This window comes from Streptomyces sp. NPDC031418 (assembly GCF_055581605.1).
On sequence record NZ_JBVIJC010000027.1, the window covers coordinates 111514 to 128930 of the forward strand.

Sequence of the window (17417 nt, forward strand, 5' to 3'; positions counted from 1 at the left end):
AGACCCTCGTGTCGCTACGCGACAGCACCGAGATCCAGGGCGACATCCTCGCCGGCTTCAAGAAGGACCACATGACCCTGCTGTTCCTCCGGTTCGGCGATCCCGCCGCCGCCCGGAGCTGGCTGGCGAACCTGGTCCCGAACCTGGCCACCACCCAGGAGGTCGCCGCCTTCAACGCCAGGTTCAGCGCGGCCCGCCAGAACTCCATGGGCGACGACCCCGCGAACCTCACCGCCACCTGGCTGGGCCTCAGCCTCACCTACCCGGGGCTGACGGTCCTCACCGGCAAGCAGGACCTGCTGGGCGAGAACAGGGGCCGGGGCACGATCGGCGCCTATGTCCAGGGCGCCGCCTTCCGCGCGGACGTCCTCGGCGACGTCGACGACAACGCCCCCGACCGCTGGCTGTTCGGCGCCGACCACAACCAGGTCACGCACGCCGTGCTCACCGTCGCCGCCGACCGGGAGAGCGACCTGAGCCAGGAGCTGAACCGCCAGCTGGACGCCGCCTCCCAGGCCGGGATCAGCATCTCCCACGCCCAGCCCGGGAACACGCTGCCCCGCCCGCGCCGCGGCCGGGAGCACTTCGGCTTCAAGGACGGCGTCAGCGAACCGTCCGTGGCCGACTTCGACGAGCACCCGGAGGAGGGCGCCCGGCTCATCCCCGCCGACCTGTTCGTCCTCGGCGCGAGCGGCGGGCCGCTGCCGGAGGGGGTGCCCGAGTGGATGCGCAACGGCTCCTTCCAGGTGGTACGGCGGCTCGGCCAGGACGTGCCCGGCTGGTGGGCGCAGGTCGGCGCCGAGCTGCGGCGGCTGAAGGACGCCAAGGCGGTGCCGGCCGACACCAAGAGCGAGTGGCTCGCCTCCCGCCTGGTCGGGCGGTGGCGGTGCGGTGCCTCGGTCGCCAACCACCCGGAGCTGAGGGAAGACCCGAACATCGAGCCGGACAACGTCATCAGCTACAAGAACGACCCCGACGGGGTGATCACCCCGCTCTTCTCCCATCTGCGCAAGACCAATCCGCGCGACGGGCTCATCGACGAGGTGCCGATCAAGGAGGAGCAGCTCGACCCGCGGCGCATCATCCGCCGTGGCATCCCCTACGGCGCCCCGTTCGACCCCACCTCCCCGCAGGGCGGCCCCGACGAGTCCCGCGGTCTGGTCTTCGTCTGCTACCAGGCCGACCTGGTCCGGCAGTTCGAGTTCATGCAGCGCAACTGGGTCAACACCCCCGACTTCCCGCCCAACCGCGACCCGATGCCCGGCCCGGACCCGATGGTCGCCGGCAAGCTGAGCAAGATCGGGGACGGCGACGTCGCCTTCGAGACGGACAACGCACTGGGGCGCAAGACCACCACGCTGAACTTCCAGCCCTTCGTGAACACCGAGGGCTCGGTCTACGCCTTCACCCCCTCGCTGTCCACCCTGCGCAAGCTCGGCGAGGGCCGGCTGGACGGCGCGGCGGTGTCCGGCGGCACCGGCCAGAGCACCGCCCAGCAGACCACCTCGGGCGGACAGCGGCAGCCGGCGGTGCAGCCCGGCCCCGTCGACGAGATCCTGCCGCGGCCCGGCGTGCCCGGCCAGTACTGGGTCTTCTCCGGCCGCACGGTCCGCGTCGTCAGCATCGGCGACCCGGAGGTGGAGCCGCTGACCACCGGCTCCGACGACGGCCTGGGCATCGGCCTCGGCGACGCCGTCGGCCTGGACACCTGGCCCGCGCTCCAGGACGTGGAGCGGGTCGACGCCATCTGGCCGGTGCCGGACGAGCAGGACCTGAACGGCGAGAGCCGCTACTGGCTCTTCCACACCAGGAAGGACGGCAGCCAGGTCTACCGGTCCATCCACATCGCCCACAACAGCCGCAACACCAGCCGCATCAGCGGCGGCGACAGGCCCCTCGCAGGCAACTGGAACACCCTCGGCGACGTCACCCGGGTCGACGCCGTGCTGCCCGTCCCCGACATGCAGCACGTCGGCGGCAAGTCGCAGTACTGGCTGTTCCACAGCACCGCGCAGGGCCAGCGGTACCGGCTGGTCTCGGTCGCCGAGGCGCCGGGCCACCCGGACAGCCTCGACCGCAGCGACCGCGACCTGGGCCGCTGGAGGTCGCTGAACGGCGTCACCGCGGTGGACGCGTTCCGGTTCGTCCCCGGCCGTGAGCGGTCCGGCGGCAGGACCCTGTGCTGGGTCCAGCACGACGGCGGAAAGTACCGCACCATCTCCATCGCCGACGGCTCCGGCCACCAGGACGACCTGGTCCGGGACTCCCGGCCGAACTCGCCCTGGCACCGCCGGGGCTGAGCCGTGAGGGGTCAGCCCTGCGCCGGCCGGCGCAGGGCGGCCACGAACTTGTACCGGGAACCCCGGTACACCGAGCGCACCCACTCCACCGGGGTGCCCGCCGCGTCCCGCGAGTGCCGGGACAGCAGCAGCATCGGCAGCCCCACGTCGGTGCCGAGCAACTGCGCCTCGCGCGGGGTGGACAGCGAGGTCTCGATCGTCTCGTCGGCCTCCGCCAGCCGGACGCCGTACACCTCGGCGAGCGCCGTGTACAGCGACGGGCGGCCGGCCAGCGACTCGCGCAGGCCGGGGAAGCGCTGTACGGACAGATGCGTCGTCTCGATCGCCATGGGGGCGCCACTGGCCAGCCGCAGCCGCTCGATGCGCAGCACCCGCTCGCCGATCGCGATGCCGAGCAGGCCCGCCAGCCGCTGGTCCGCCGGGATCTCGCCGATGTCCAGCGTCTGCGAGGCGGGCGTGAGGCCCTGGGCGCGCATGTCCTCGGTGTGCGAGGTCAGCTGGAGCGTGCGGTACAGCTTGGGCTGGGCGACGAAGGTGCCCTTGCCCTGGATCCGGTCCAGCCGGCCCTCGCCGACCAGCTCCTGGAGCGCCTGCCGCACGGTGGTCCGGGAGGTGTTGAAGCGCACCGCCAGCAGCCGCTCCGCCGGCATGGCCGAGCCGGGCTCCAGTACGTCGGCCATGGCCAGCACCTGCTGTTTGATCCGGTAGTACTTCGGCACGCGCGCGGTGCGGCCGGACGACCCGCTGAGCTGCTGGGCGCCGCTGACGTCGGTGGTCATGCCCTGCCTTCCCGGCTGTGTGGGTGGTCTCCCGTTATAGCGATCTCCCGCGCATTGGTCTAGTCCAACGGGAGAAGCCCGGCGAAAGGGGATGGACGCGCTCCGGTGTCTATCGCGTAACGGCCATCCCCTGCTTGCGGAACGACCCTTGACACCCCGAAAGGTCTAGGCCAAGCTCCACCGTACTGGTCTACACCATTAGTGGCCAGGTCCCGAGCCCTACGTGCAACAGCGTCGTACGCAGGTCACCGCCGAGGGCGTGGGGGGTTAGTGGCATCCCTGAGGAGGGTGGCGTGAAGCGCAAGCTTGCGGCCGCGATCGTGATCGCGGGCATGATGGTCTCCGTTGCGGCGTGTGGCGGGGGCAAGAGCGGCGACAGCGGCAAGGACGCGGGACCGGACAGCTGGAAGGGGCAGACCCTGACGGTCTGGACCATGGACGGCTCGGCGCCGCCGCAGTGGTCCAAGGACGTCCAGGCCGCCTTCGAGAAGAAGACCGGCGCCAAGCTGAAGTTCGAGATCCAGAAGTGGGACGGGATCCAGCAGAAGATCACCACCGCCCTCTCCGAGTCCAACCCGCCGGACGTCCTGGAGGTCGGCAACACCCAGACCCCCGCCTACGCGGCCACCGGCGGCCTCGCCGACCTGGGCGACGTGAAGAAGGCGATCGGCGCCGACTGGTCGCCCTCGGTCTCCCAGTCCTCCGTCTACGACGGCAAGCAGTACGGCGCCCCCTGGTACTTCGCCAACCGCGTGGTCATCTACAACAAGAAGATCTGGGCGCAGGCCGGCATCAAGGGCACCCCGAAGACCCGGGACGAGTTCTTCAAGGACCTCGACACCATCGGCAAGAAGACCGACGCCGAGCCGCTCTACCTGCCCGGCCAGAACTGGTACTTCCTGGACGGCCTGATCATCGGCCAGGGCGGTGACCTGGTGAAGAAGCAGGGCGGTACGTACGTCTCCAACCTGGCCGACCCCAAGGTCTCCGCCGCCATGGAGCTGTACAAGAAGTACGCCTCCTACTCCAAGGCCCCCAAGGACAAGGACGAGGCCACCCCGCAGCAGGCGACCATCTTCGCCAAGGGCAAGACCGGCGCGTTCATCGGCATGGGCTGGGAGGCCGGCACCGCGATCCAGGCCAACAAGGCCATCGAGAAGGACCTCGGCTACTTCACCATCCCCGGCGCCACCGCCGACAAGCCCGAGGGCGTCTTCCTCGGCGGCTCCAACCTGGCCGTCGCCCAGAACAGCCAGAAGCAGTCGCTGGCCAAGGAGTTCCTGAAGATCGCCCTGTCCGACCAGTACGAGGGCGAACTGGCCAAGCTCAACGGCGTCATCCCGAACAAGCAGTCCCTGGAGAGCAACCTCAAGGGCAACGGCGCCGCCGAGGCGGCCGCGCCCGGCGCCGCGGCCGGCGGCACCACCCCGCTGATCCCCGAGTGGGCCGCGGTGGAGAACACCCCGAACCCGATCAAGTCGTACATGACGGCCGTCCTGAACGGCAAGTCCCCGGCGGCCGCCGCCAAGGACGTCCAGGGCGAGATCGACAAGCGCCTGGCCCAGAAGAACTAGACCCATGCCGGGGGCGTGCCGTGTGGGCACGCCCCCGGTACCGATGTGTCGTTCGTACGGCCACGGAAGAGATGGCAACTCATGTCAGTGCAGACCCAAGGCACGGACACGGCCGGGGAGCCCGCTGTCCGCAAGCCCCGGATACCCGGGCCGCCGAGGGGTGCGGACCGCGCGACCGGGCCCCGGTCCCGCCGCGGTGCCACCGCCCCCTACCTCCTCCTGCTGCCCGCCCTGCTGGCCACCCTGGTGCTGCTCGGCTGGCCCCTGGTCAAGAACGGCATGCTGTCGTTCCAGAACCTCAACCCGCGGCAGCTCATCCAGCACCTCACCGAGTGGAACGGCGTCGACAACTACACGGAGGTCCTCACCGGAGGGGACTTCTGGAAGGTCGTCGAGCGCTCGGTGCTCTTCACCGCCGTCAACGTCGCCCTGATCATGCTGGCCGGCACCCTGATCGGGCTGCTCCTCACCCGCCTCGGCAAGAGGATGCGCCTCACCCTCATGGCGGGCCTGGTCCTCGCCTGGGCGATGCCCGTCATCGCGGCCACCACCGTCTACCAGTGGCTGTTCGCCCAGCGCTTCGGCGTCGTCAACTGGGTGCTGGACCAGCTGGGCTGGCACTCCATGGCCGACTACAACTGGCTCGGCACCCAGCTCTCCACCTTCTCCGTGATCACCCTGCTCCTCGTCTGGGGCTCGGTCCCGTTCGTCGCGATCAACCTGTACGCGGCGACCACCACCATCCCCAAGGAGCTGTACGAGGCGGCCGCCCTCGACGGCGCCGGCGCCTGGCAGAGCTTCACGTCCGTGACCCTGCCCTTCCTCAGGCCGTTCCTGTACTCCACGACCTTCCTCGAGGTCATCTGGATCTTCAAGGCGTTCCCGCAGCTCTTCGCGATGAACGAGGGCGGCCCGGACCGCCTCACCGAGACCCTGCCGGTCTACGCCTATGTCGAGGGCGTCGGCAACCAGCACTTCGGGGTCGGCGCGGCGATCTCCTTCCTGACCATCCTGGTGCTGCTCGTCCTCACCTCGTACTACCTGCGTATGGTGCTCAAGCAAGAGGAGGACGAGCTGTGAAGCGCTCGCTCTTCGGCCGGATCTGGCCCAACGCGACCGCCGTCGTCCTCTTCGCCGGCTTCGTGTTCCCCGTGTACTGGATGTTCGCCACGGCCTTCAAACCGACCGGCGACATCATCGCCGAGAACCCGGTGTGGTTCCCGACCGACGTCACCCTCGGCCACTTCAAGAAGGCCGTGCACGCCGACCACTTCTGGACCCTGGTCGCCAACTCCGTCACCGTGACGCTCTGTTCGGTGCTGTTCTCGCTCGTCATCGCCCTGTTCGCGGCCTTCGCCCTGGCCCGCATGCGGTTCCGGGGGCGGCGCGGGCTCATCGTGACCTTCATGCTGGCGCAGATGGCCCCCTGGGAGGTCATGATCATCGCCATCTACATGATCGTCCGCGACGACGACATGCTGGACAGCCTGATCCCGCTCACCGTCTTCTACACGATGATGGTGCTCCCGCTGACCATCCTGACGCTCCGCGGCTACGTCGCCGCCGTGCCCAAGGAGCTGGAGGAGTCCGCGATGGTCGACGGCTGCACCCGCGTCCAGGCCTTCGCCAAGGTGATCTTCCCGCTGCTCGCGCCCGGCCTGATGGCCACCTCGCTGTTCGGCTTCATCACCGCCTGGAACGAGTTCCCGCTGGTCCTGATCCTCAACAAGGACATCGAGAAGCAGACCCTGCCACTGTGGCTGTCCCAGTTCCAGACCGCCTTCGGCGACGACTGGGGCGCCACCATGGCCGCCTCGTCCCTGTTCGCGCTGCCCATCCTGATCCTCTTCATCTTCCTGCAACGCAAGGCTGTCAGCGGTCTGACCGACGGCGCCGTGAAGGGATGACACCGCCGATGACCACACTCGCCACCGCGTCCGGCAGCGGCTCCGCCGCGGGCGACACCCTCGCCCGGGACGCCCTCGCGGTGCTCCAGCCCGGGTTCGACGGCACCACCGCGCCCGACTGGGTGCGCCGCCGCATCGGCGAGGGCCTCGCCTCCGTCGCCCTGTTCGGCCGCAACGTCCACAGCGAGGCCCAAGTCACCGCGCTCACCGCCCAGTTGCGCGCCGAACGGGACGACCTGCTGGTCGCCATCGACGAGGAGAGCGGCGACGTCACCCGCCTCGACGTCCGCACCGGCTCCGCCTTCCCCGGCAACCACGCCCTCGGCGCCGTCGACGACCCCGCCCTCACCCGCGCCGTCTCCCGCGAACTCGGCCGCCGCCTCGCCGCCTGCGGCGTCAACTTCGACTGGGCGCCCTCCGCCGACGTCAACGCCAACCCCGACAACCCCGTCATCGGCGTACGCTCCTTCGGCGCCTCCCCGGACCTGGCCGCCCGGCACACCGCCGCCTGGGTCGAGGGCCTCCAGTCCACCGGCGTCGCCGCCTGCACCAAGCACTTCCCCGGCCACGGCGACACCAACGTCGACTCCCACCACGCCGTGCCCCGCATCGACGCCGACGCCGACACCCTCCTCGCCCGCGAACTGCCCCCGTTCCGCGCGGCCATCGCGGCCGGCACCCGGGCGATCATGAGCGCGCACATCCTCGTCCCGGCCCTCGACCCGGACCGCCCCGGCACCCTCTCCGCCCGCATCCTCACCGAGCTGCTGCGCGGTGAACTCGGCTACCAGGGCCTGATCGTCACCGACGGCATGGAGATGCGCGCCATCTCCGGCACCTACGGGCTGGAGAACGGCGTCGTCCTCGCCATCGCCGCCGGCGCCGACGCCATCTGCGTCGGCGGCGGACTCTGCGACGAGGGCACCGTGCTGAAGCTGCGCGACGCGCTCGTGGCCGCCGTACGCTCCGGCGAACTCCCCGAGGAGCGGCTGGCCGACGCCGCCGCCCGGGTCCGCGACCTGGCCCGGTGGACCGCCGGGGCGCGCGGCGCCGCCGCCGAGGCCGCCCCCGACCCCGCGGTCGGCCTCATCGCCGCCCGCCGCGCCCTGACCGTCACCCGGGCCGGGTCCGGCGTCCCCGCGCCGCTGACCGAACCGGTGTACGTCGCCCGGTTCGACCCGGAGCCCAACATCGCCGTCGGCGACGAGACCCCATGGGGCCCGGCCGCCGAACTGCGCCGGCTGCTGCCGGGCACCACCGCCGGCTCCTTCACGGGCGACGGCGCGGGCAGCGCCGCCCTCGCCGCGGCCGCCGGCCGCCGGATCGTCGCCGTGGTCCGCGACGAGCACCGGCACCCCTGGATGGGCGCCGCCCTCGACACCCTGCTCACCGCCCGCCCCGACACCATTGTGGTCGAGATGGGCCTGCCCCAGGCCCCGCCCCGCGGCGCCCTGCACATCGCGACATACGGCGCGGCCCGCGTCTGCGGAGTGGCGGCGGCGGAGGCCGTCGTGGCGGGCTGACCGCACACCGACCCGCCCGCGCACCGGCCGACACCGGCGCGGGCGGCCCCGCATTCCCCTTCCCCGGGGGAGATCTGATCTGGGCGCGGGGCAGGCGGGCGTGCTGCCGATGGCCTGCGGTGCAGCAGCAGCGGCCGCCTTCCCGCTGGTCAGGGTGGGGATGCGGCGCCTCGGATCCCGCCGCCTGTCCCTTGTCGTCGGCCCCGCGCTGATCGGCCTGGCCGCGGACACGGCGGCCCTTTCCGGAACCGCAGGCCGCTGCCCGGGTCGACTCCTGAAGCCGTACGGCAGTCCGGACGCGCAGCTCAGGCCTGCTGCGCCCGGAGCAGGGCCTCGGCCTCGGCGACGACCCGCTCCGAGTCCTCGGTCAGCCGTCCGTCCGCGTCGGTGACCGGGCACGTCATGACCCGGACGGCGAGGCCGTCGAGGGCAACCATCGCCGCCACCTCCGCACGCCCACGGGAGTCGTACCGGGTGAAGTCGTCGCACGCCTCCGCCAGCGCGGTGACGGACGGCAGCCGACTCACCAGCTCGGACCTGAGTCCCTCCAGGACGCGCTGCATGTCCGTGCTGCGCTCCAGCAGCGCGGGCGCCTCGTCCTGCCGCTGCTGCGTCCTCGCCTCGCGCCGCGCCAGGTCTCGCGCCTTCTTCTGCTGGCTGTCCTCGAACGCATGGACCTGCCACGCCGCGATGGCTCCCCGCGTGAGGTCGGCCGACATCGTCTGGATTCCGGCCAGCATCCTTTTCCCGGCCTCCCTCCCACCTCCCCCCGAGGCGAGGGATCCGAGGCCGAACCACGCTTCCGTGGCGTTGCGGGCCGCTGCCCCGCCCAGTGTCCTGATCGCCTTGCCGGTGGAGGCGGAGCCGAATGCCTGCACCGCGTGATAGGGGCCTGCCTTGGCGGCGCGCCCGACGACCACCGGGACGACGACCAGCATCGCGGTGCCTGCCAGCACCCGGACGGCGGGTGGCACGGTGAACCCGCGCGGCTGGGAAGACGCGCTGCCCGCCGGGTCGCCGAGGGCCGGGCTCTCGACCGGGGTGAGTTCGGCCGGATCGGCGTGCCGGAGACGCCGATAGAGGGCCCGGAACGGGACGAGGGCCTCGTCGTGGAGCGTCTGCCGCGCCTCCAGCAGGGCGGCGTTCTGCTCGGCGGCCCGCCGGTCGAGTTCCTCCTCGAGCTCGAGCAGACGCTTGTGCCGTTGCCGGTTCGTGCTCACAAGCCTGACGGTGTCGACTACCTCGGTGATCACACTGCCCCCCTGTACTCAGTGCGCAGATCTTAGTGCCGCAGCAGACCGAATTCGCGCCATACGGCGATGAAGCGCCATGAAAACAGGGCGAGTTGCGCGCACAACCCGTGCCGCGGAGGGTGAAGTCACTCCAATGGAGTAGCCAACCCCCTCCTATGGAGCCGCAAAGAAATCCCTCCGCCACTGCCGGTTCGCGCGGCACGGAACTATGGTCCTCTCGCGCCCCGCCATGTCATGTTCATCGCCATCCGGGGTCGCGTACGACGCTCTTGACTGCGCGGTTCCACCGCCGCTACGCGCGTCACGGGCCTGCCCATCCAGTGCGAATCCCCACGTCAACCGGAGGCAGCACCCCATGCGTGAGTCACGCCTGAGCAAGCGGAGACGGAGTCTGCGAAGGCTCCTCGCCGTCTCCTTCCCCGCGCTCGCCCTCACCGTCGCCGGGCTCGTCGCGGCGCCGACCGCCGGCGCCCAGCCCACCGCGGCCCACCCGCACACCTCCAAGGTCACGCAGAACAACAAGGCGCTGACCGCACCCGAGCGGCAGACCTACCACTCGACCGGCAGGGCCGGCCAGAAGGTGCCCACCCAGCACCTGTGCGCCACCGCCGAGCCGGGTCACGCGTCCTGCTTCGCGCAGCGCCGCACCGACATCAAGCAGCGCCTCGCCGCCGCCCTCGCGGCCGCCGCGCCCTCCGGCCTCTCCCCGGCCAACCTGCACAGCGCCTACAACCTGCCCACCACGGGCGGTTCGGGCATGACGGTCGCCATCGTCGACGCGTACAACGACCCGAACGCCGAGTCGGACCTGGCCACCTACCGCTCCACCTACGGCCTGTCCGCCTGCACCAAGGCCAACGGCTGCTTCAAGCAGGTCAGCCAGACCGGTTCCACCACCTCGCTGCCGACCAACGACAGCGGCTGGGCCGGCGAGGAAGCGCTGGACATCGACATGGTCAGCGCCACCTGCCCGAACTGCAACATCATCCTGGTCGAGGCCAACTCCGCGACCGACTCCGACCTCGGCATCGCCGAGAACGAGGCCGTCGCGCTCGGCGCCAAGGTCGTCTCCAACAGCTGGGGCGGCTCCGAGGACGCCTCCCAGACGACGTCGGACACCCAGTACTTCAAGCACCCGGGCGTGGCCATCACCGTCTCCTCCGGTGACTCCGCGTACGGCGCCGAGTACCCGGCGACCTCGCAGTATGTGACCGCTGTCGGCGGCACCGCCCTCACCACCTCGTCCAACTCGCGTGGCTGGAGCGAGTCCGTCTGGAAGACCAGCTCCACCGAGGGCACCGGCTCCGGCTGCTCCGCCTACGACCCGAAGCCGAGCTGGCAGACCGACACCGGCTGCTCCAAGCGGATGGAGGCCGACGTCTCCGCGGTCGCCGACCCGGCCACCGGTGTGGCGGTCTACGACACGTACGGCGGCTCCGGCTGGGCGGTCTACGGCGGCACCAGCGCCTCCGCGCCGATCGTCGCCGGTGTCTACGCCCTGGCGGGCACCCCGGGCTCGGCCGACTACCCGGCGAAGTACCCCTACCAGCACACCGGCAACCTGTACGACGTCACCAGCGGCAACAACGGCAGCTGCTCCCCGTCGTACTTCTGCACCGCGGGCACGGGCTATGACGGTCCGACCGGCTGGGGCACCCCGAACGGCACCGCCGCCTTCACCTCCGGCTCCACCGGCGGCAACACGGTGACGGTCACCAACCCCGGCAGCCAGTCCACCACGACCGGCGGCTCGGTCAGCCTCCAGATCAAGGCCACCGACAGCGCGGGCGCGGCCCTGACCTACAGCGCCACCGGCCTGCCGACCGGGCTGTCCATCAACAGCTCCAGCGGCCTGATCTCCGGCACCGCGTCCACCGCGGGCACCTACCAGGTCACGGTCACCGCGAAGGACTCCACCGGCGCGACCGGCTCGACCTCCTTCACCTGGACCGTCGGCTCCGGCGGGGGCGGCGGCTGCACCTCCACCCAGTTGCTGGCCAACCCCGGGTTCGAGTCGGGCAGCACCGGCTGGACCGCGACGAGCGGGGTCATCACCAACGACACCGGTGAGGCGGCGCACGGCGGCTCCTACAAGGCCTGGCTGGACGGCTACGGCTCCTCGCACACCGACACGCTGTCCCAGTCGGTGACCATCCCGGCCGGTTGCAAGGCCACGCTGAGCTTCTACCTGCACATCGACACCGCCGAGACGGGCAGCACCGCGTACGACAAGCTGACCGTGACCGCCGGTTCGACCACCCTGGCGACGTACTCGAACGTCAACGCCGCATCCGGCTATGTGCAGAAGACCTTCGACCTGTCCTCGCTGGCGGGCCAGACGGTCACCCTGAAGTTCAACGGCGTGGAGGACTCCTCCCTCCAGACCAGCTTCGTCGTGGACGACACCTCCCTGACGACCAGCTGACCGGCTGACCGGCGCGGGCTGAACACCCGGTCCCGCACACGGAATCCGTCCGTGTGCGGGACACGCGTGCCTCGCGCTACGACCGGTAGCGGTACCGGATCCGGCCGCGGCTCAGGTCGTAGGGGCTGAGCTCCACGAGCACGCGGTCGTACGGCAGGATCTTGATGTAGTTCTTCCGGATCTTCCCGCTGATGTGGGCGAGCACCGTGTGCCCGTTCTCCAGTTCCACCCTGAAGGTGGCGTTGCGCAGGCACTCGGTGACGGTGCCCTCGACTTCCACGCCCCCTGATGTCTTCGTCATGGTCTCTCACTTCTCCCGTACGGCGACGGGGTCTCGGTGTGGTGTGCTGTGGTGCGGTGCGGTGCGGCTGGGAGCGTCAGCGCAGGACCAGCTCCAGGGTGCCGGGCGCGCGCCGGGCACCGATGCTCTTGAACAGGGCGATGGCCGCCGCGTTGGACTCGTCCACCTCGGCCCATGCCGAGGCGGTACCGGAGCGGTGCAGCGCATCCAGCGCATGGGCCAGCAGCGCCCGGGCGATGCCGCGGCGCCGGCTGTCCGACCGGACGGCGACCAGCCCGATCCGCGGCTGCCGGGTCAGCGGCCCCATACGGAGCAGCCCCACGTACGCGTCGCCCTGCCGCGCCACGGCGTACTTCGACGGGTCGAGCACGGTGGTCCCCGCCGGGCGGGGCAGCACCTCGGCCGGCATCGTCCGCCAGCCGACGGTCGCCTCGACCTCGTCGCGGACCAGGCGGTCCAGGGCGCGCAGCGGGCCTTCCTCCGCCTCGCCGGCGGGCACGACCGTCACCCCGGACGGGGGCCGCACCGAGCCGAGCCCGGTGATCCGCGGGTCGGTGGGCACGACACAGCCCCGCTCGTGGCGGGCGACGGCGAAACCGGCCCGCTCCCAGGCGGACCTGGTGTCGTGGTCGGTCTCGTCGACGACGGTGTACAGGGGCGCCGGAAGGTCCGTCGACATCGCGTCGGCGAGACGGTCGAAGACCGCGCCGTGCCACGCGTCGACACTGATGAAGAGCCGTCCGTCGGGCCGGCGCGAGGCGTGGCCGCGGCCGACGGTCCGGTCGTCCTCCAGGGCGTGCCACTGCGTGTCCGCGACCCGCGTGACCACGACCGGATGGCTGTCCGCGCCGGGAATGGAACGCACAGGGTTCACAGGTGTACCTCTCACAGGAGTGCCTTGTCAGGGGCGCTCCCGGCGACACCTATGTCAACCGCCCACCGTGACGACAAGGGGGAGCACCCGCACGAAAACAGCCTTCACGGGTCTCACCTCCTCGCTCTCTCTCACGGCTGCTCAGACGCTAGCAGCGAAGTCCTGCCGGGCCAACTCATTTAACGGAGCCCGGCGCCTCGCGCTGCGGGCCGGGGAGGCGCGGGTTAGCTTGACCCTGTTCCGATCCCTCGCGCTCACCCCCTGTCCTCCGGGCCGCAGGGGCGGAGGTCATGCATGACCAGAACCGTGAACACGGAGCGTGGGCACCCGGCCCGCAGCGGACCGCAACCCCTCGCGGACACCTGGTGGGACCGGCGCCGGGACGGCTGGCCGGCCGCGGTCGCGGTGGCCTTCACCCTCGCCCAACTCGCCCTTGTCCGGCCCGGCATGGGGCTGGGCTGGGACGAGACGGTGTACGTCAGCCAAGTCAGCGCGCATGTCCCCGCGGCGTTCTTCAGCGCGCCGCGCGCCCGGGGCGTCTCGCTGCTGGTGGCACCGGTCGCCTCCTGGTCGTCGTCCACCACGCTGCTGCGCAGCTACCTGGCCGTGCTCTCGGGACTGGCACTGTTCCTCGCGCTGCGCGCCTGGCGCGGCCTGTTCCCCGCCCGGGTCCTCGCTCTCGGCGGCGCGCTCTTCGCGTCGCTGTGGGTGACGCTGTACTACGGCCCCCAGGCCATGCCCAACCTCTGGGTGGCGATCGGCGCCCTCGCCGGTACCGGCTGCTTCCTCCGTGCCCAGCAGGACCGGGCGCGACGCGCTCCTGTGTGGGGCCTGGCCGCGAGCGCGGCACTGATGGCGCTGATGCGCCCGACGGACGCGGTCTGGGCCTGCCTGCCACTGCTCGCCGCGCCGGTCGTCGTACGGCGGTGGCGGCACTGGAAGCCGCCGGCCGCGCTCGTGGGAGGACTGGTGGCCGGGGCGGCCGAATGGGTCGTCGAGGCGTACACCGGGTACGGCGGTCTCGCCCGGCGGCTGGCCGACGGTTCCCGCATCCAGGGCGGGCTCGGCTGGAACCTCGCCGTGGACGACCAGCTGCGGAGCCTGGCCGGCCGTACGCTGTGCCGTCCGTGCGGCGGCGCGCTGCCGGATCCGGCGGTGTCCGCCTGGTGGTTCGCGCTCCCGGTCCTCGCGGCGCTCGCGCTGGTCGTCGCGGTCCGCGGCGGGCGTACGGCCGCCACGCTGACGCCGCTGGCCTGCGCCGCCACGGCCGCCTTCCCGTACCTGTTCCTGATCGGCTACGCCGCTCCCCGCTTCCTGCTCCCGGCCTACGCGCTGTTGGCGATTCCGGTCGCCGACGCCCTGGCGCACCTGGTCACCGCGGCGCCGCGCACCTGGCGTCCGGTGGCCGTGACGGCGGTGGCGCTCGGGCTCGCCGGGCATCTGGCGGTGCAGTTCGTGGTGCTGGAGCGCACGGTCGACGGGGCCACCGCCGGGCACCGCGGCTGGGCGCGCACGGCCCGGGCGCTGCACCGTCTGGGAGTGCGGGCGCCGTGCCTGGTGACCGGCGGCGACAACGTCCCGATCGCCTTCTACGCCGGCTGTTCCTCCGTCGACATCAGCGGTCACAACGCGAACACCACGGCGGCCGCCCTCACCCGGACGGCCCGGCGGATACCGGTCGCGGTCCTGACCGACGGCAGCAGCGCCCCGCCCTCCTACGCCCGCGCCTGGACGTCCTTCCGGCGGGAAGGCCTGCGGATCTATGTGTCGCCCGCCGCACACGTACCGGAGACCAGCAGTCCCCTCCCGGGCCCCGGCTGATCGGCCGTGCGTCCCAACGGGTGCCTCAAGGCTGGAGGGGACAGGTGAGCGGGAGGACGCGTTCGGTCAGCCGGCCGGTGAGGTGGGTGTCGGTGAGGGCGGCGTCGGTGAGCCAGTCCGCCGCGGTCAGCTGGTCGACCAGGTGCCGCAACTCGCCGGTGCCGACCGGGACCCAGGAGGCGAGAGCGCCGTGGGGGATGCCCTCACCGCCGGGACCGAGGCGTCCCGAGGCATCGGTCCGGGTGGCCAGCGTCAGGGCGAGCAGCCGGGTGCCGGCGCCGGCCTTGGCCTTGCGGAGCTTCTTGTCCGAGACGACCTTCTGGGCCCATCCGGAGAGTCTGGGCCGCATCTTCCTGCCGAACGTGAACGGGCCCGTGCCGTCCGCCCGGGGGACCAGGGAGGGGACGGTGACCGGGACGGGGTCCTCCGGCCGGGAGGCGACCAGCTCTCCGGCGGTGCCCGGCAGAGTGAGCCAGCCACAGCCGGTCAGCTGCTCGACCAGGCCCTCCGGATCGGTCAGGCCCAGCCCGGTGAGATCCCGCCCGACGAGGTTGCCGGTACCGGTGTGCGCGGTGCGCAACGTCACCATCAGCACCAGCAGTCGTGCCTCCGGTCCGGGCAGCGGGCTGTGGCCGGCCACGTACGCGAGGACGGAGCGCACGTGCTCCCACTGCGTCGGCACGGTCAGCAGCCGCGGCACGGCCGGACCGTCGACTCCGGCGATGCCGCCGGTGCGGTACTGGTGCTGGAGCCGGATGGTGGCCGCGGCCCGCTCGGCACGCTGGGCCTCCCACCGCAGAGCGCCGTCGCCGGTGGCATCGGCCCAGGCGGTGAAGGCGCGGGCCTTGCGTTCCTGGAGGCCGGCGAGCAGCTCCAGGTCGGGTTCGGCGCGCTGCTGGTAGGCGCGGAAGAGACCGCCCAGTTCGATGAGTTCGTCCCGCAGGGCGACGGGCCGCAGGTCGTGCGGGATGACCCGCTGGGAGATCTTCGCCTGCGCGGGGCGGCGCCGGGCGGGTGCGGAGCGGGGAGCGGGAGCCCTCGCCCCGGCGACGGCCTGACGGTCGGAGAACTGCGGCACGCCCGCGCCCGGACCCGTGGTTGGACCCGCGCCTGGACCCGTGGTTGGACCCGCGCCCGGACCCGCGCCCGGACCCGCGCCCGGACCCGCGCCTGGACCCGTGGTTGGACCCGCGCCCGGACCCGCGCCTGGACCCGTGGTTGGACCCGCGCCCGGACCCGCCCCCGGCCCCGCGCTCGGACCCGTGGTCGGACCCGCGCCCGGACTCGTGGTCGGGGCGGCCGGGCGGTCACCGGTCCGCGGGCCGGGCGCCCCGGAGACGGCCGCAGTCCGTGCTCCGGGGGTGGCGGCCGCGCACCGCGAGCAGCACTCCAGGGCCTGCCACCAGCGTCCCTCCTTGTCGGTGAGCACGGCCAGGACGACCGGTCCGCCGCACCGCCAGGGTTCGGCACGCGGATGCCGGCCGGCGTCGGACAGATGGGCGCGGCATCCCTCGGCCCTGCACGCGCAGTACGCCCCGGCCCTGGGGGCGGGGGCGGCGCGAAGGTGGGCCCTGAGGTGGGCGGCGGCGGCCGCACGGCCGGCCGCCGCGGACGGCAGACGCTGCTCGGCGCACGCGGGACGGCTGCACGAGACGCGCACCGTCGCACTGCCCCGCCCCACGGGGTCCATCCGCACCGTCCACCGACGTCCCGGTACCCGCTCCTCCAGCTCGCTCACCGCGGCCTGCGTCATCCCGCTCTTCCTCCCGGTGTGTGCCCGCCCCCCGGGAGTCAACGAGCACCCCGCGGAGGCGGACACGACCGGGCGTCCATCGCGGCCGCGCGCGGCCACCGGTTCCAGCGATCTCCGCCCCGGTGGCCGCCGTAGCGGTCAGATGTCGCGGAAGAGACCGGTCGGGGCTGTGACCTGCCGCGTCGGCTGATCCGGGTCGCCGAGCTGCGGAAAGGGTCTTTCGGTGGTTTCACGCTCGTGCCCGTTGATGCAGCAGGAAGCCCCAGAAAAATCCCAGGGAACTCCCACTGCCTGGGGCCACTCTCTCGGCTCCATACAGTATGTGCGGAATGTGCGGATACGGCGTCGGTTGGTGATCAGGCGCCGACGGGGTGCCCTGAGCGAACGGCGATGCGGGCGGCCCCCGAGCAGACGCCGGTAGCGCCCGTAGCCAGGCCGCCGGGCAGTACCTGCGACCCGGCGACGGTGCCTACTTGGGCGGCTTGGTATCAGGCGTCGAAGCGGACGTTGCCGGACTCCGGGTCACGGTGGTCGAGGATGCTGCCGGCGTCGGTGTCCAGCGTGGCGATGCGGTTCATCTCGTCCTCGGTGAGCTGCAAGTCGGAGACGGCGATGTTTCTCGGCCATGTGCTGGGTCGGACGGACTTGAAGATGACCATGATGCCGCGCTGGAAGTGATTCAGCGCAGAACGACCTGGGCCACGCTCTGCCATGTGCGATACCGATCTCGTTCAAGGCCTGGTTGGTGAACAGGTCGTCGCGGCCCTGGGCCAGGGGGCCCCAGAGTTGGAGCTGGACGCCGCGCTTGCGCATAAGACGTCATTTCAGTTGGCGTGATCTTGCGGCAGTCTGGGGTGATGACTGCTGCGCTTGTCGAGCGGATGGCGCCGGAAGAACTGTGGACGTT

General features: G+C 71.8%; 13 protein-coding genes. 7 read left to right on the plus strand and 6 right to left on the minus strand.

Annotated elements, in window-relative coordinates:
* The first annotated feature begins 8 nt into the window (after positions 1–8).
* Positions 9–2300 (plus strand): Dyp-type peroxidase, encoded by a 2292-nt coding sequence (locus ACZ5CZ_RS32550; RefSeq protein WP_385840548.1) that lies wholly within the window; start codon positions 9–11, stop codon positions 2298–2300.
* A gap of 11 nt (positions 2301–2311) precedes the next feature.
* Here ACZ5CZ_RS32550 and ACZ5CZ_RS32555 read toward each other — a convergent pair whose 3' ends face one another.
* Positions 2312–3079, minus strand: coding sequence for a GntR family transcriptional regulator (locus ACZ5CZ_RS32555; RefSeq protein ID WP_468947947.1), 768 nt, complete (start codon positions 3077–3079; stop codon positions 2312–2314).
* A 293-nt stretch (positions 3080–3372) separates the two neighbouring features.
* Here ACZ5CZ_RS32555 and ACZ5CZ_RS32560 point away from each other — a divergent pair, with 293 nt between their 5' ends.
* From ACZ5CZ_RS32560 to ACZ5CZ_RS32575, 4 genes are all read left to right on the plus strand, one after another.
* Positions 3373–4653 carry an extracellular solute-binding protein gene (locus tag ACZ5CZ_RS32560; RefSeq protein WP_468947948.1) on the plus strand — a complete coding sequence of 427 codons (1281 nt, stop codon included), beginning with the start codon at positions 3373–3375 and terminating at the stop codon, positions 4651–4653.
* An 81-nt stretch (positions 4654–4734) separates the two neighbouring features.
* A complete protein-coding gene (locus ACZ5CZ_RS32565) occupies positions 4735–5733 on the plus strand; it encodes a carbohydrate ABC transporter permease (protein ID WP_468947950.1) in 999 nt (332 codons plus the stop codon).
* Positions 5730–6560, plus strand: coding sequence for a carbohydrate ABC transporter permease (locus ACZ5CZ_RS32570; RefSeq protein ID WP_450789435.1), 831 nt, complete (start codon positions 5730–5732; stop codon positions 6558–6560). The genes ACZ5CZ_RS32565 and ACZ5CZ_RS32570 overlap by 4 nt, the downstream gene beginning before the upstream one ends.
* An 8-nt stretch (positions 6561–6568) precedes the next feature.
* Positions 6569–8083, plus strand: coding sequence for a glycoside hydrolase family 3 protein (locus ACZ5CZ_RS32575; protein ID WP_468947953.1), 1515 nt, complete (start codon positions 6569–6571; stop codon positions 8081–8083).
* Positions 8084–8388: 305 nt separating this feature from the next.
* On the opposite strand, the gene ACZ5CZ_RS32580 is transcribed toward ACZ5CZ_RS32575, so the two are convergent.
* On the minus strand, positions 8389–9303 hold the full coding sequence (locus ACZ5CZ_RS32580) for a hypothetical protein (protein ID WP_468947954.1): 915 nt from the start codon (positions 9301–9303) through the stop codon (positions 8389–8391).
* 388 nt (positions 9304–9691) lie between these two features.
* Here ACZ5CZ_RS32580 and ACZ5CZ_RS32585 point away from each other — a divergent pair, with 388 nt between their 5' ends.
* Positions 9692–11761 (plus strand): putative Ig domain-containing protein, encoded by a 2070-nt coding sequence (locus ACZ5CZ_RS32585; RefSeq protein WP_468947956.1) that lies wholly within the window; start codon positions 9692–9694, stop codon positions 11759–11761.
* A 76-nt stretch (positions 11762–11837) separates the two neighbouring features.
* Here ACZ5CZ_RS32585 and infA read toward each other — a convergent pair whose 3' ends face one another.
* Together infA and ACZ5CZ_RS32595 are read right to left on the minus strand one after the other, a co-directional pair.
* A complete protein-coding gene (gene infA / locus ACZ5CZ_RS32590; protein WP_385840556.1) occupies positions 11838–12062 on the minus strand; it encodes a translation initiation factor IF-1 in 225 nt (74 codons plus the stop codon).
* Between the two features lie 76 nt (positions 12063–12138).
* Complete coding sequence (locus ACZ5CZ_RS32595) at positions 12139–12936, minus strand: GNAT family N-acetyltransferase (protein ID WP_385840557.1); 798 nt, start codon at positions 12934–12936, stop codon at positions 12139–12141.
* 294 nt (positions 12937–13230) lie between these two features.
* Here ACZ5CZ_RS32595 and ACZ5CZ_RS32600 point away from each other — a divergent pair, with 294 nt between their 5' ends.
* Complete coding sequence (locus tag ACZ5CZ_RS32600; protein ID WP_468947958.1) at positions 13231–14757, plus strand: hypothetical protein; 1527 nt, start codon at positions 13231–13233, stop codon at positions 14755–14757.
* 25 nt (positions 14758–14782) lie between these two features.
* Here ACZ5CZ_RS32600 and ACZ5CZ_RS32605 read toward each other — a convergent pair whose 3' ends face one another.
* Positions 14783–16510, minus strand: a complete 1728-nt coding sequence (locus tag ACZ5CZ_RS32605; RefSeq protein WP_468947959.1) for a hypothetical protein — start codon at positions 16508–16510, stop codon at positions 14783–14785.
* A gap of 488 nt (positions 16511–16998) precedes the next feature.
* Positions 16999–17169, minus strand: a complete 171-nt coding sequence (locus ACZ5CZ_RS32610; RefSeq protein ID WP_468947961.1) for a hypothetical protein — start codon at positions 17167–17169, stop codon at positions 16999–17001.
* Positions 17170–17417 lie beyond the last annotated feature (248 nt).